Origin of the sequence: Thermohalobacter berrensis, from assembly GCF_003609645.1 — a bacterium.
Classification (GTDB): Bacteria; Bacillota; Clostridia; order Tissierellales; family Thermohalobacteraceae; genus Thermohalobacter; species Thermohalobacter berrensis.
In genome coordinates this window covers 1-15687 of record NZ_MCIB01000024.1, presented here as the reverse complement: position 1 = coordinate 15687, position 15687 = coordinate 1, and the positions used below count along the sequence as shown (strand labels likewise).

15 protein-coding genes and 1 other annotated feature are annotated in these 15687 nt (G+C 34.0%); all 15 genes read right to left on the bottom strand.

Annotated elements, in window-relative coordinates:
- Positions 1-291 (bottom strand): GTP-binding protein (locus BET03_RS09655; protein WP_243096915.1); only part of this gene is annotated, 291 nt, incomplete at its 3' end.
- Between the two features lie 52 nt (positions 292-343).
- Positions 344-2419 carry an elongation factor G gene (gene fusA, locus BET03_RS09650; RefSeq protein WP_120169789.1) on the bottom strand — a complete coding sequence of 692 codons (2076 nt, stop codon included), beginning with the start codon at positions 2417-2419 and terminating at the stop codon, positions 344-346.
- Positions 2420-2503: 84 nt separating this feature from the next.
- A complete protein-coding gene (gene rpsG / locus BET03_RS09645) occupies positions 2504-2977 on the bottom strand; it encodes a 30S ribosomal protein S7 (protein ID WP_120169787.1) in 474 nt (157 codons plus the stop codon).
- Positions 2978-3105: 128 nt separating this feature from the next.
- A complete protein-coding gene (gene rpsL, locus BET03_RS09640; protein WP_120169785.1) occupies positions 3106-3525 on the bottom strand; it encodes a 30S ribosomal protein S12 in 420 nt (139 codons plus the stop codon).
- Between the two features lie 23 nt (positions 3526-3548).
- Complete coding sequence (locus tag BET03_RS09635) at positions 3549-3794, bottom strand: ribosomal L7Ae/L30e/S12e/Gadd45 family protein (protein ID WP_120169783.1); 246 nt, start codon at positions 3792-3794, stop codon at positions 3549-3551.
- 142 nt (positions 3795-3936) lie between these two features.
- Positions 3937-7440, bottom strand: coding sequence for a DNA-directed RNA polymerase subunit beta' (gene rpoC / locus BET03_RS09630; protein WP_120169781.1), 3504 nt, complete (start codon positions 7438-7440; stop codon positions 3937-3939).
- 51 nt (positions 7441-7491) lie between these two features.
- The gene (rpoB, locus tag BET03_RS09625) at positions 7492-11070 is read right to left on the bottom strand and encodes a DNA-directed RNA polymerase subunit beta (RefSeq protein WP_120169779.1); all 3579 of its coding nucleotides are present in this window, start codon (positions 11068-11070) and stop codon (positions 7492-7494) included.
- A 479-nt stretch (positions 11071-11549) separates the two neighbouring features.
- Positions 11550-11939, bottom strand: coding sequence for a 50S ribosomal protein L7/L12 (gene rplL / locus BET03_RS09620; RefSeq protein WP_120169777.1), 390 nt, complete (start codon positions 11937-11939; stop codon positions 11550-11552).
- A 52-nt stretch (positions 11940-11991) separates the two neighbouring features.
- Entirely contained in the window at positions 11992-12525 is a 534-nt protein-coding gene (gene rplJ / locus BET03_RS09615; protein ID WP_120169775.1) for a 50S ribosomal protein L10, read from the bottom strand.
- 29 nt (positions 12526-12554) lie between these two features.
- Positions 12555-12722 (bottom strand) — a sequence feature (ribosomal protein L10 leader region).
- A gap of 64 nt (positions 12723-12786) precedes the next feature.
- Positions 12787-13488, bottom strand: coding sequence for a 50S ribosomal protein L1 (gene rplA / locus BET03_RS09610; RefSeq protein ID WP_120169773.1), 702 nt, complete (start codon positions 13486-13488; stop codon positions 12787-12789).
- Positions 13489-13543: 55 nt separating this feature from the next.
- Entirely contained in the window at positions 13544-13969 is a 426-nt protein-coding gene (gene rplK, locus BET03_RS09605) for a 50S ribosomal protein L11 (protein ID WP_120169771.1), read from the bottom strand.
- Positions 13970-14064: 95 nt separating this feature from the next.
- Positions 14065-14592, bottom strand: a complete 528-nt coding sequence (gene nusG, locus BET03_RS09600) for a transcription termination/antitermination protein NusG (RefSeq protein ID WP_120169769.1) — start codon at positions 14590-14592, stop codon at positions 14065-14067.
- Positions 14593-14637: 45 nt separating this feature from the next.
- The gene (secE, locus tag BET03_RS09595; RefSeq protein ID WP_120169767.1) at positions 14638-14853 is read right to left on the bottom strand and encodes a preprotein translocase subunit SecE; all 216 of its coding nucleotides are present in this window, start codon (positions 14851-14853) and stop codon (positions 14638-14640) included.
- Between the two features lie 26 nt (positions 14854-14879).
- On the bottom strand, positions 14880-15029 hold the full coding sequence (gene rpmG, locus BET03_RS09590) for a 50S ribosomal protein L33 (protein ID WP_120169765.1): 150 nt from the start codon (positions 15027-15029) through the stop codon (positions 14880-14882).
- A gap of 315 nt (positions 15030-15344) precedes the next feature.
- Positions 15345-15687 (bottom strand): EF-Tu C-terminal domain-related protein (locus tag BET03_RS09585; RefSeq protein WP_479725448.1); only part of this gene is annotated, 343 nt, incomplete at its 5' end.

Genomic DNA, 15687 nt, shown 5'->3' with positions numbered 1-15687 from the left:
AGCTCCTGTTATCATGTTCTTTACGTAGTCTGCGTGTCCTGGACAGTCTACGTGTGCATAGTGTCTCTTGTCTGTTTCATACTCAACGTGTGCTGTTGCTATTGTAATTCCTCTTTCTCTCTCCTCTGGTGCCTTATCTATATTGTCAAATGCTACTGCCTCTCCAGTTCCTAGCTTAGTATTTAATACTGTTGTTATTGCTGCTGTTAATGTTGTCTTTCCATGGTCAACGTGGCCTATTGTTCCAATATTTACGTGTGGTTTCGTTCTCTCAAATTTTGCTTTTGCCATTTTACTTCCTCCTTAACCTAATATTTTTTATTTAAATTTAATAAAATTAAAATTATTTATCTTTACCTAAAATTTCTTTAGCTATGTTATCTGGTACTTCTTCATAGTGGCTAAATTGCATTGTATATGTTCCTCTACCTTGTGTCTTTGAACGTAGGTCTGTAGCATATCCAAACATTTCTGAAAGTGGCACAAATCCTCTGATAACTTGTGCTCCATTTCTTGATTCCATACCTTCAACTCTACCTCTTCTAGAGTTGATGTCACCCATTACATCTCCCATATACTCTTCTGGTACAACAACTTCAACTTTCATGTATGGTTCAAGTAATACAGGACTAGCTTTTTTCATACCATCTTTAAATGCCATTGACCCTGCTACTTTAAATGCCATTTCTGAAGAGTCAACTTCATGGTATGAACCATCATATAAAGTTACTTTAATATCTAATACTGGATATCCTCCAACTATACCATTTTGCATTGCCTCTTGGATACCTGCGTCAACTGCTGGTATATATTCTTTTGGTATAACACCACCAACAATTTTGTTGACAAATTCGTATCCTGATCCTCTTTCCATTGGCTCCATCTTAATTTTAACGTGTCCGTATTGTCCACGTCCTCCAGACTGTCTTATAAACTTACCTTCAACATCAACAGGTTTTCTTATTGTCTCTTTGTAAGCAACTTGTGGCTTACCTACATTAGCTTCAACTTTAAATTCTCTTAACAGTCTGTCTACTATAATTTCTAGATGAAGCTCACCCATACCTTCAATTATTGTCTGTCCAGTTTCTTCATCAGTATATGTTCTAAATGTTGGATCCTCTTCAGCTAATTTAGCCAATGCTACAGCCATTTTTTCTTGTCCAGCCTTAGTTTTTGGCTCAATTGCAACTGATATAACTGGCTCTGGGAATTCCATTGACTCTAATATAATTGGATTATCTTCATCACATAATGTATCCCCAGTAGAAGTATCTTTTAACCCAACTGCTGCAGCAATGTCTCCTGCATATACTTCTGACCTTTCTTCTCTTTTATTAGCATGCATCTGTAGGATTCTACCAATTCTTTCCTTTTTGCCTTTAGTTGAATTTAATACGTATGAACCTGAATGCATTACACCTGAGTAAACTCTAAAAAAAGCAAGTTTACCTACATATGGGTCTGCCATAATCTTAAAGGCTAAAGCTGAGAATGGTGCATCATCTGAAGCAACTCTTTCTGTTTCTTCTTCGCTATTTGGCTTCATACCTTTTATTGGTGGTAGATCTATTGGAGATGGTAGGAAGTCAACTATTGCGTCTATTAACATCTGAACACCTTTATTCTTATATGCAGAACCGCATAATACTGGAACTATTTCAACATTGATAGTAGCTTTCCTTAAAGCCTTAACTAACTCTTCACTTGTTATTTCTTCACCTTCTAAATATTTCATCATTAATTCTTCATCTTGATCAGCTATTGCTTCTAGTAAGTTTTCTCTATATTCTTCTGCTTCATCTTTTATTTCATCAGGAATTTCTGTAACTTCTATTTCTTTTCCTAAATCATCTTTATAAATTCTTGCATTCATGTTTATTAAATCTACTATACCTACAAATGAATCTTCCTTACCTATTGGAAGCTGAATTGGTACAGCATTAGCATTTAATCTGTCTTTCATCATTTGTACTGCATTGTAAAAGTTTGCTCCCATTATATCCATTTTATTTACAAATGCTATACGTGGTACACGATATTTATCTGCTTGACGCCAAACTGTTTCTGATTGAGGCTCAACTCCACCTTTAGCACAGAAAACTGCTACTGAACCATCAAGTACACGTAATGATCTTTCAACCTCAACAGTGAAATCCACGTGTCCTGGCGTATCTATAATGTTAATTCTATGATCTTTCCAAAAAGTAGTTGTTGCAGCAGAAGTAATTGTTATACCTCTTTCCTGCTCCTGCTCCATCCAGTCCATTTGTGAAGCACCTTCATGTGTTTCACCTATTTTATGAATTTTACCTGAATAGAAAAGTATTCTTTCAGTAGTTGTTGTTTTACCAGCATCTATATGTGCCATTATACCAATATTACGTACTCTTTCTATTGGTACTTGTCTATCAGCCATAGTGGTCCTCCTTTCCGCTGCACTTTGAGCAACTATAAATAGCATTTCCAACTTTTTTATTAGTAAACATAATTTTCATATATATTACCATCTGTAGTGTGCAAACGCCTTGTTAGCTTCTGCCATCTTATGTGTATCTTCTTTCTTCTTAACAGCTCCACCAGTATTGTTTGCAGCATCCATAATCTCTTTTGCAAGTCTCTCCATCATAGTGTATTCGCCACGTTGTCTTGCAAAGTTTACTAACCATCTGATTCCTAGCGATTTTCTTCTTTCTGGTCTAACTTCTACAGGTACTTGGTAAGTAGCTCCACCTACACGTCTTGCTTTTACTTCTAGCACTGGCATTATATTGTCTAATGCTTTGTAGAATACTTCTAATGCATCTTCACCTGTTTTTTCGTTTATATAATCGAATGCTCCATAAACTATTTTTTGAGCTTTACCCCTTTTTCCATCTTGCATTACTTTATTTATAAGCTTAGTTACCATTTTGTCTTTGTATATTGGATCTGGCATTACGTCTCTTTTCTTAACACGTCCTCGTCTTCTTGGCACTTTGCTTCCCTCCTTAACAATTGATTAGATCATTGGTACTCGACAATCTGAGATTGCCGTTGTGCTGAAAATATCTATATAAAGGTATACTTAACCCTTTAAAAAGGGTTAAGGTTTTATTTATAAAATTATTTATTATCTTTTGGTCTTTTAGCACCATATTTTGATCTACCTTGTTTTCTATTTTCAACACCTGCACAGTCTAGTGTACCTCTGATAATGTGATATCTAACACCTGGTAAGTCCTTAACCCTTCCACCTCTAATTAACACAACACTGTGTTCTTGTAGATTATGTCCTATCCCAGGTATATACGCTGTAACTTCATATCCATTAGTAAGTCTTACTCTAGCAATTTTTCTTAACGCTGAGTTTGGCTTCTTAGGAGTTACAGTTTTAACAGCTGTACAAACTCCTCTTTTTTGTGGTGAGTCAACTTTAACTAACTTTTTCTTTAGTGAGTTGTATGAGTATCCTAAGTGTGGAGCCTTTTTCTTCTTAACAACCTTTTTTCTTCCTTTTCTTACTAATTGGTTTATAGTTGGCATTACTACACCTCCTTCCAAATTTCCTACTTGATTATTGCAGCTGATGCTGCCTTTACATCAATCTGGCAGGCTTTACCTAATTCTTTCATGGTATCGACATAAACCATTTCTACTGATTTCTCTTTGCACAATTGGATTAAATCTGCAGTTACATGTGCATCGGCATCCTTAGCAATAAACACTAATTCTGCCTCATCATTTTTTACTGCTCTTTTAGTCTGTTTAGTGCCTACCACTTTTTTTACATCTTTAAGTTTAGATAACAACATAGTTTCCTCCTTTTTAAAATATCTAAGAAGATTATGTGGTTTAAACCACATAATCTTCCAGATATTTAAAAAGTCAACTACATAATTCAATTTGACACACGAATATATTTTAACATCAGTTTATAACCATGTCAACTAATATTTAAGATTCTAATTTTTCATCTCCATCTACTACATTTATAGCAATATTTTTGTATCTTCTCATACCTGTTCCAGCTGGTATTAGTTTACCGATTATTACATTCTCTTTTAGTCCAATTAGAGTATCTTTTTTACCTTTAATTGCTGCTTCTGTTAATACCCTAGTTGTTTCTTGGAATGAAGCTGCTGACAAGAATGATTCTGTTGCTAACGATGCTTTAGTAATACCTAAAAGAGTTCTTCTTGCAGCCGCAGGTCTTCCGCCTGCTTCTTCAGCTTTTCTATTTTCTTCTTCAAATTCAAATATATCAACTAATCCACCTGGTAATAATTCTGTATCACCTGCATCTTCTATTTTTACTTTACTTAACATCTGTCTTACAATTATTTCAATATGTTTATCATTTATTTCAACACCTTGCATTCTATATACCTTTTGTACCTCTTTAACCAGATAGTTTTGAACTCCAGCAAGGCCTTTTATCTTTAGTATATCATGTGGATTTACTGATCCTTCTGTTATTTCATCTCCTGCTTCTATTACATCTCCTTCTTTTACCTTAAGTCTTGAACCATAAGGTATATTATATGATTTTGTTTCACCATCTTCTCCTTGTACTATAACTTCTCTTTTCTTTCTAGTTTGTTTAATTGAAACAGTACCTGCAATTTCTGAAATAATTGCTAATCCCTTTGGCTTTCTAGCTTCAAACAACTCTTCTACCCTTGGTAAACCTTGTGTGATATCTGAACCTGCAATTCCACCTGTATGGAAAGTACGCATTGTAAGCTGTGTACCAGGTTCACCTATTGATTGTGCAGCTATTATTCCTACAGCCTCACCAACATTTACTAATTCTCCTGTTGCAAGGTTTCTACCATAACATTTAGCACATACTCCATGTTTAGTTTTACAAGATAATACAGATCTTATTTTCACTTTCTCAAGTCCTAGTTTTTCTATTTTTTCTGCCATATCATCATTAATCATATCTCCTGCTTTTACTATTACTTCTCCAGTATTTGGGTCTTTAATATCTTCTAAAGTAAACCTTCCTGCTATTCTATCTTTAAGGTTTTCTATTTCTTCTTTGCCATCTTTAAATGCTGATGCTACTATACCATCTTCTGTTCCACAATCATTCTCCCTTACAATTACATCTTGACTTACATCAACAAGCCTTCTAGTAAGATAACCTGAGTCTGCCGTTCTTAAGGCTGTATCTGCAAGACCTTTTCTTGATCCATGTGTTGAAATAAAGAATTCAAGAACTGATAATCCCTCTCTAAAGTTTGAAGTAATTGGAACCTCAACAGTTCTACCTGAAGCATTAGCCATAAGACCTCTCATACCAGCTAACTGTCTTATCTGGTTCTTACTACCTCTCGCACCTGAATGTGCCATTATGAACACATTGTTAAGGTCATCTAATGTATCCATTAAGGCATCTGCAACTTTTTCAGTAGTTTTTCCCCATATTTCTATTACTTTTTCGTATCTCTCTTCATCTGATATAAGACCTCTTCTATATGCTTTTTCATATTTATCTACAGCTTCTTGGGCTTCTGAAAGTAGCTTTTCTTTTTCTTCAGGTATTACAAGGTCACTTACACCAATAGTTATTGCACCTATAGTTGAATAATGATAACCCATTTCTTTCATATGGTCTAAAACAACTGATGTTACAGTATTGCCATGTTTTCTATAACATTTATCTACTATTTTTCCTAACATTTTTTTATCAACTAAAGTATCAACTTCTAATGAATATTTATCCTTTGATCTATCAACAAAACCTAAATCTTGTGGTATATGTTCATTAAATATAAACCTACCTACTGTACTTTCAACTAGTCTGCCTTTATCATTTTCATCTAATTTTTTTCTAACTTTAACCCTTGCATGTAGGTCTACTACTCCATTTTGATATGCCAAAAACATTTCTTCAAAGTCTTTAAATACCATTCCTTCTCCTTTTTCACCTGGTACTTCAATAGTTAAATAATAACTACCTAAAACCATATCCTGAGTTGGAGTAGTAATTGGGCTACCATCTTTAGGTGCCAATATGTTATTTGTTGATAACATAAGGAATCTTGCTTCTGCTTGTGCTTCAGCAGAAAGTGGTACGTGTACTGCCATCTGGTCTCCGTCAAAGTCTGCGTTATAAGCAGTACATACTAATGGATGTAACTTTATTGCTTTACCTTCTACTAACACCGGTTCAAAGGCCTGAATTCCTAGCCTGTGTAGTGTAGGTGCACGGTTAAGTAAAACAGGATGCTCTTTAATTACTGATTCTAATACATCCCATACAACAGGTTTAACCCTTTCAACCATTCGTTTAGCACTTTTAATATTATGTGCATGACCTTCTTGCACTAACTTTCTCATTACAAATGGCTTAAATAACTCAAGAGCCATCTTCTTAGGAAGTCCACATTGATAGAATTTTAGTTCAGGCCCAACAACTATAACTGAACGACCTGAATAGTCAACCCTTTTTCCAAGAAGGTTTTGTCTAAATCTACCTTGCTTACCTTTTAGCATATCTGAAAGGGACTTTAATGGTCTATTTCCTGGTCCTGTAACAGGTCTTCCTCTTCTTCCATTATCTATTAATGCATCTACAGCTTCTTGAAGCATTCTTTTTTCGTTTCTAACTATTATATCGGGAGCTCCTAAGTCAAGTAATCTCTTTAATCTATTATTTCTGTTTATTACTCTCCTATATAGGTCATTTAAGTCTGATGTAGCAAATCTACCACCATCTAGCTGAACCATAGGTCTTAAATCAGGTGGTATAACTGGTATTACATCTAAAATCATCCACTCTGGTTTGTTTCCTGATTTTCTAAATGCTTCTATAACTTCAAGTCTTCTTATTATTCTGATTTTCTTTTGCCCTGAGCTATCCTTAAGCTGTCTTCTAAGCTCTTTAGCCTCTTTATCTAAATCTATTCTTCTAAGAAGCTCCTTTACTGCTTCAGCACCCATTCCTGCCTTGAATTGACTTCCATACTTTTCTCTGGCTTCTCTATACTCTTTTTCATTCAATAATTGCTTTTCAGAAAGTGGTGTATCGCCTGGATCTATTACTACATAAGAAGCAAAATACAATACCTTCTCTAAAGCCCTTGGAGACATATCTAGAATTAGTCCCATTCTACTTGGTATACCCTTAAAGTACCAAATATGTGAAACAGGGGCTGCTAACTCGATATGTCCCATTCTTTCTCTTCTAACCTTAGATTTGGTAACTTCAACACCACATCTATCACATACTACACCTTTATACCTTACCCTTTTATATTTACCACAATGACATTCCCAATCTTTAGTAGGTCCAAATATCTTTTCACAGAAAAGACCTTCTTTTTCAGGTTTCAAAGTTCTATAGTTTATAGTTTCGGGTTTTTTTACCTCTCCCCTTGACCAACTTCTAATTTTCTCAGGAGAAGCTAAACCGATCCTTATTGAATCAAAATTATTAAGTTCAAACAAGAGGACTACGCTCCCTTCTTTTTAAAATGGTGTAGATTATTTTACAGTTGTCTATTCTTTATCAGATTTATCTTTATCTAATCCAATATCTATATCATTTGACTCATCTTCAACGGATTCTTTTATTACTATTTCATCATCTTGTTCTGATAACACTTTAACATCTAATGATAAACTTTGTAACTCTTTAATCAATACTTTGAAAGATTCAGGTACTCCTGGTTCTGGTATATTTTCACCTTTTACTATTGCCTCATATGTTTTTACACGTCCTACTACATCATCTGATTTTACTGTTAGTATTTCTTGAAGTGTATGTGATGCTCCATAAGCTTCTAATGCCCATACTTCCATCTCACCAAATCTTTGTCCTCCAAACTGTGCCTTACCTCCAAGAGGCTGTTGAGTTACTAGTGAATAAGGTCCAGTTGACCTTGCGTGTATCTTATCATCAACTAAGTGATGTAGCTTTAACATATACATATATCCAACTGTAACTGGATTATCAAATTCTTCACCAGTTCTACCATCACGAAGTCTGATTTTACCATTTTCAGGAAGTCCTGCTTTGTTTAAAGCTTCTCTTATATCTTCCTCTTGAGCACCATCAAATACTGGTGTTGCTATATGCCATCCTAAAGCCTTAGCAGCCATTCCTAAATGTGTTTCAAGTACCTGACCTATATTCATACGTGAAGGTACCCCTAATGGGTTAAGTACTACTTGTAATGGTGTTCCATCTGGTAAGAATGGCATATCTTCTTCTGGTAAAATTCTTGAAATAACACCTTTGTTTCCGTGTCTACCACACATCTTGTCTCCAACGGAAATCTTACGCTTAGTTGCTATATATACCCTTACAAGTTGATTAACTCCCGGTGGTAGTTCATCACCATTTTCTCTTGTAAAGACTTTAACATCTACAATAATTCCTGATTCTCCATGTGGTACTTTTAGTGAAGTGTCCCTTACTTCTCTTGCCTTTTCACCGAAGATTGCTCTAAGTAATCTTTCCTCTGCTGTTAATTCAGTTTCTCCTTTTGGTGTAACTTTTCCTACAAGAATATCTCCTGCTCTAACTTCCGCTCCTATCCTTATAATTCCTCTTTCATCTAAGTCTTTTAATGCATCTTCTCCTACATTAGGTATATCCCTTGTTATCTCTTCAGGCCCAAGTTTTGTATCCCTTGCTTCTGCTTCATACTCTTCTATGTGTATAGATGTTAAAGTATCTTCTTTCACAAGCTTTTCACTTATCAATATAGCGTCCTCATAGTTATATCCTTCCCAAGTCATAAACCCTATTAGAAGGTTTTTACCTAATGCAAGCTCTCCTTGGTCTGTAGAAGGACCATCTGCTATAACTTGCCCTTTCTCTACTTTGTCCCCTTTTTTCACAATTGGCCTCTGATTAATGCATGTTCCTTGGTTAGAACGCTTAAACTTTAGTAATCTATACTTGTCTAACTGTCCATCATCTTCTCTCTTTATAATTATTTCATCGGCAGTTACTTTTGTAACAACCCCACTATTCTTAGCAACTACTGATACTCCTGAATCTTTAGCTGCCTTATATTCCATACCTGTACCTATTACAGGTGCTTCTGTTTGAACTAAAGGTACTGCTTGTCTCTGCATGTTAGCACCCATTAGTGCTCTGTTAGCATCGTCGTTTTCTAAGAATGGTATTAAGGATGTAGCCACTGATACTATTTGCTTTGGTGATACATCCATATAATCTACTTCTTCCCTTGGAACAACGTCTATTACTCCATTTTTACCTCTTGCTACAACTCTTTTATTTATAAATCTACCTTCTTCATCTAACGGTTCATTTGCCTGTGCTACTACAAAATGGTCTTCTACATCTGCAGTTAAATACTCAATTTCTTCTGTAACTACTCCTCTTTCTTTATCTATTTTTCTAAAAGGTGCTTCTATAAAGCCATAATCGTTAATTCTAGCGTAAGTTGCTAGTGAAGTTATAAGTCCGATGTTTGGCCCTTCTGGTGTCTCTATTGGACACATTCTACCATAATGAGAATGATGAACGTCTCTAACCTCGAATCCAGCTCTATCTCTACTAAGTCCTCCAGGACCTAGTGCAGACATCCTTCTTTTATGAGTTAATTCTGAAAGTGGATTTGTCTGATCCATGAATTGTGACAACTGACTGCTACCGAAAAATTCTTTTATAGATGCTGCTACAGGTCTTATATTAATAAGTGCCTGAGGTGTTACAACATCTATATCTTGAATAGTCATTCTCTCTCTAACAACTCTTTCCATTCTAGATAAGCCTATTCTAAATTGATTTTGCAATAATTCACCAACAGAACGCAGTCTTCTATTTCCTAGATGGTCAATATCATCTATTTCTCCAATTTCATCAAAAAGATTAAATATATAGTTAATAGTTGCCATTATATCATCAACTAATATATTTTTAGGATACAATTCTTTAACTCTCTCATTAATAGCTTCTTTAAGTTCTTCTGGATCACTGTATTCTTCTACGATTTCTTTCATTACAGGATAGTATACCTTTTCACCTAACTTTAACTCATCTGATGAGAACGGTAAATCAAAAGCTTCTAAATCTACAAAATGGTTACTAATAATTTTTATAATTTTATTCTCTTCTGTCAATATGTTTACTTCATTAACCCCTGCTCTTTCAACTTTTAGTGCTTTATCCCTAGTAATAACTTCTTCTTTTTCAACTAAAATTTCACCTGTATCTGGATCAACTATATTATCTGCCGATCTTTTCCCTGTAATTCTATTGTGTAATGCCAATTTCTTATTAATTTTATATCTACCAACTTTAGCAAAATCATATCTCTTTGGATCAAAGAAGAGTGTATTAAGTAATGATTTAGCACTTTCAACTGTTGGAGGTTCTCCTGGTCTTAGCCTTTTATATATTTCTAATAAAGCCTCTTCTTCATTGTTTGTATTGTCTTTTTCTAAAGTTTGTAATAATTCTTCACTTTCACCAAATAGTTTTAATATTTCTGCATTAGTACTATATCCTAAAGCTCTTACCAATACACTTATTGGAAGCTTTCTAGTCCTATCTATTCTAACATAAACAATTCCATTAGAATCAGTTTCATATTCTAGCCAAGCCCCTCTATTAGGTATAACTGTAGCTGAATATAGTATTTTCCCTGATTTATCTATTTCGCTTGAATAGTACACTCCTGGTGATCTCACTAACTGATTTACTATAACCCTTTCTGCTCCATTGATTATAAAAGTACCTTTTTCCGTCATTAAAGGAAAATCGCCCATAAATACCTCTTGTTCTTTTACTTCTCCAGTCTCTTTATTTATTAACCTTACTTTTACTTTTAATGGTGCTGCATATGTAACGTCTCTTTCTTTAGATTCTTCAACATCGTATTTAGGTTCATCTGAAATATTATAGTCTACAAATTCTAGTATTAAGTTTCCTGTGTAATCTTCAATAGGAGAAATGTCCTCAAAAACTTCTCTTAAACCTTCATTTAAAAACCAGTCATAAGAATTCTTTTGCACTTCTATTAAATCTGGTAGTTCTAATACTTCATCAATTTTAGAATAGCTCATTCTAACTCTGTTTCCATAGGTAACAGGACGCACCATATTATAATTCACCCCTTATTTAAAACTAAAAGAGCCAAAAGTAGGCACTATTTGCCTATAACTTTTGGAAAAAACTTCTACCGACACATACTTATTATAATATTCCCTAAAACTAAAAGTTTTATTCAATTTTTTTCATAAAACTCCACTATAATGCAGTTTACAATAATATCATAACGTTGTAAAGATGTCAAGAATATTTTAATATAATATTAATTAGGGGATTTTTAGTTAGATATTGATTTTAAATACATAACTCTATATGACAAAACATATCCTTTAACAACATTGTGACTATAGTACTAAAGCCCAATAATAAAAAAGTCTTCCACTTGATTATGGAAGATTCCCAAGATTGACTTCTTTGAAACATATTATGGAAGTTATTTTTTTGCAATTTTTAAATATTTTTTCATATGTGTTATAAAAAAAGGTACTCTGGGATACCCCAGAGTGCCTTTTTTTATTTATTAGACCTATTATTTTAATTCTACAGTTGCTCCAACTTCTTCTAACTTAGCCTTCATTTCTTCTGCTTCTTCTTTTGCTACTCCTTCTTTAACTGGCTTTGGAGCTCCATCTACTAATGCCTTTGCATCTTTTAATCCTAATCCAGTTATTTCTCTTACTACTTTTATAACTTTAATTTTTGAGTTTCCTGCACTAGCTAATACTACATCAAATTCTGATTTTTCTTCTTGAGCAGCTTCAGCTCCTCCTGCTGCTCCAGCTGGCATAGCTGCCATAGCTACAGGTGCTTGTGCACTTACTCCAAACTCTTCTTCTAAAGCTTTAACTAATTCTGATAATTCTAAAACAGTAAGATTCTTAACCTCTTCAATTAAGTTTTGTACTTTTTCACTTGCCATTTTCTTATCCCTCCATCTATAATTTTTTACTTTTTTCTTTTTTAATAAGTAATTAAGCTCCTTGTGCTTCTTGCTTTTCCTTAACAGCATTTAGAGCATAAACAAGGTTTCTAATATTAGCTTGAAGAACATTAGCAAATCCTGAAATAGGACCATTTAATCCTCCAAGCACTTGACCTATAAGTACCTCTCTTGGTGGTAGCTGAGCTAATTCTTTAACTCTATCTACATTGATAATTTTTCCATCTACTACACCAGCTTTAATTTCTAAATTATCATGTTCTTTTGAAAAATCATGTGTTACTTTAGCTGGTGCTACAGGATCTTCATAGCTGAATGCAACTGCACTTGGTCCAACAAGATATTCTTTAAAATCCTCAAGACCTGCATCTTTAAATGCAAATCTCATAAGAGTATTTTTATAAACTTTATACTCAATTCCAGCTTCTTTATACTTTTCTCTAAGCTCATTTACCTCAGCAACATTTAGTCCTCTGTAGTCAACTAATACTACTGCTTGAGCTTTTTCAATTTTTTCTTTAATTTCTTGAACAATTTGCTTTTTTTGCTCAAGCTTTGAGCTCATCTGGACGTCACCTCCTTGTATGGCGGGGAACTATAAACTAAAAAACCTCTCCGTAGACACGGAGAGGTTTTAGTTGCAACCCTAGTATAATAAATCTAGTTAGAAACTAGACTATTTTAGGCTAACCTAAACCTCGGTAGGCATATTTAAATCCTATAAAAGATACCTACTGTCTACGGTTTAAACAGTATTTATTTTTCACTTCAAATACCTAGTTTATTCTATCAATAAAATTCCCCTTTGTCAACAATATAATTCAAATTATTTTTCTATTAATTTCTGAGGGTTAACTTTTATTCCTGGTCCCATTGTAGTTGATATAACTACACTTCTTAAGTATCTACCTTTAGCAGCAGCAGGTCTAGCTTTAACAATAGCATCCATAATAGTATTAAAGTTGTCCTTTAATTTTTCAGTTCCAAATGAAACTTTTCCTATTGGAACATGGATTATAGCAGTCTTATCAACTCTATACTCAACTTTACCTGCTTTGATATCATTAACAGCTTTTTCTATATCAAAAGTAACTGTTCCTGATTTTGGATTAGGCATTAATCCCTTTGGTCCTAATATTCTACCTAATCTACCAACAATACTCATCATATCTGGTGTTGCAACAACAACATCAAAATCTAACCAGTTTTCATTTTGGATTTTATTTACATATTCTTCTGCACCTACGTAATCTGCTCCTGCATTTTCAGCTTCTTTTGCTTTATCTCCTTTTGCGAAAACTAAAACCCTTTTAGTCTTACCAGTACCGTGTGGTAAAACAACTGCACCTCTAACCTGCTGGTCTGCATGTCTTGGGTCAACCCCAAGTCTAACTGCAAGCTCAACTGTTTCATCAAACTTTGCTTTTCCAGTTTTTTGAACTAGTTCAATAGCTTCAGTTGGCTCATACAATTTTTCTCTATCTACTAATTTTAAAGTCTCTTGGTATCTTTTACCTCTTTTTGCCATTATTCTTACCTCCTTTGTGGTTATAGCGGTTAAATACCTCCCACTACTTTAAACTTTATTCTTCTACTTCTATTCCCATACTTCTTGCAGTTCCTGCTACCATTCTCATAGCAGCTTCTATATCATTTGTATTTAAATCTTTAAGCTTAACTTCAGCTATTTCCTTTATCTTATCCTTTGATACTTTAGCTACTTTAGTTTTGTTTGGCTCTCCTGAACCCTTATCTATACCTGCTGCTTTTTTAAGTAATACGGCAGCTGGAGGAGTTTTAGTTATAAAACTAAAGGATCTATCTTGATAAACTGTAAGTTCAACTGGAATTATCATTCCAGCTTGATCAGCAGTTTTTGCATTAAATTGCTTACAGAACTCCATTATGTTAACACCATGTGGTCCTAGTGCAGTACCTACTGGTGGTGCTGGAGTTGCTTTCCCAGCTGGGATTTGTAGTTTAACAACAGCTACTACTTTTTTTGCCACTTCTTCACACCTCCTTATTAATTTGTGGTTATCGGGTTAACCCCTCCCACTAACAAAGCTATCTATAAAAAAGCTTATTAGCTTTATTGACAAATCTATAATTTCTCAATTTGATTAAAGTCTAATTCCACAAGGGTTTCCCTTCCAAACATGGAAATAAAAACTTTTACTTTCTTTCTTTCTAAATTTATATTATCAACTGTCCCCATAAAACTTTCAAAGGGGCCAGAAGTAACTTTAATGGCATCTCCTACTTCAAAATCTACTTCAGGTAACGCTTCTTGTACTCCTAGAGATCTTACTTCTTCTTCAGTAAGAGGTACCGGTTTTGAACCAGGACCTACAAAACCAGTTACACCTCGAGTATTTCTAACTAAGTACCATGATTCATCATTCATTATCATTTTAACCAATACATATCCAGGAAATTTCTTTTTCTCTTTAACCTTCTTTTTGCCATTTTTAATCTCTACTTGTTCTTCAGTAGGTACTTGTACTTCAAAAATTACATCTTGCATTCCTCTATTTTCTACTAATTTTTCTATATTTGCTTTTACTTTTTTTTCATGACCTGAATAAGTATGAACAACATACCATCTGGCTTTATCTGACTTATCTGTCATAACTTACGGGGACCTAAGTAGGTCCTTCCCTCCCTTATATTATTTTTATCCAAGTATAAGTCTTAAAAGTTGAAGGATTATACTATCGAAGATCCAAATTAATAAAGCCATTAACCCACAACTCACCAACACAACTGTCGTATGATTTACTAATTGCTTTTTATTTGGCCAATTTACTTTTTTAAGTTCTGATTTAACACCTCTAATAAAACTAGAAGCTTTTTTTAGAACTCCCTTATTCGCATCAGTATGAGCCGCCATTATACTTCACACCCTCACTTATTTTTTTACTTAGTTTCTTTATGAAGTGTATGCTTTTTGCAGAATTTACAATACTTCTTCATCTCCACTCTATCAGGAGTATTTCTTTTATTTTTTGTCGTATGGTAATTTCTTTGCTTGCATTCAGTACATGCTAAAGTAACTTTTACTCTCACCTACAACACCTCCTACATCCAAAAAATATATATATTCAATATGATGTAGTTTACACATCAGGGCATAATTCCCCAAAAAATAACCACATTACTTTATATAAACTATCATAATTTAAATGTTATGTCAATAAAAATATAGAAAAATATGCTAGATACTAAGTACTAGTTTTAATAAAATAATATATTTAAAAAACATATAAATTCAACTAATTTCTGCCTACTTTTAAATATTATTTCCATGATTTTATATAAAATACTTAATAATATTTTTTAAAAGGCTAGGCCCAAAGGACCTAGCCTTTTTATTTCTACTTATTATTCAATGATTTCAGAAACAACACCAGCACCTACAGTTCTTCCACCTTCACGAATAGCGAATCTTAATCCTTCTTCCATCGCTATTGGTGTAATTAGCTCTATTTCAAATGTTGCGTTGTCTCCTGGCATTACCATTTCTACGCCTTCTTCTAATGTAATTGATCCTGTTACGTCTGTTGTTCTGAAGTAGAACTGTGGTCTATATCCACTGAAGAATGGAGTATGTCTTCCTCCCTCTTCTTTAGTTAATACGTATACCTCTGCTTTAAACTTAGTATGTGGTGTTATTGTCCCTGGTGCTGCTAATACTTGACCTCTTTCTATTTCATCTTTTTGTACC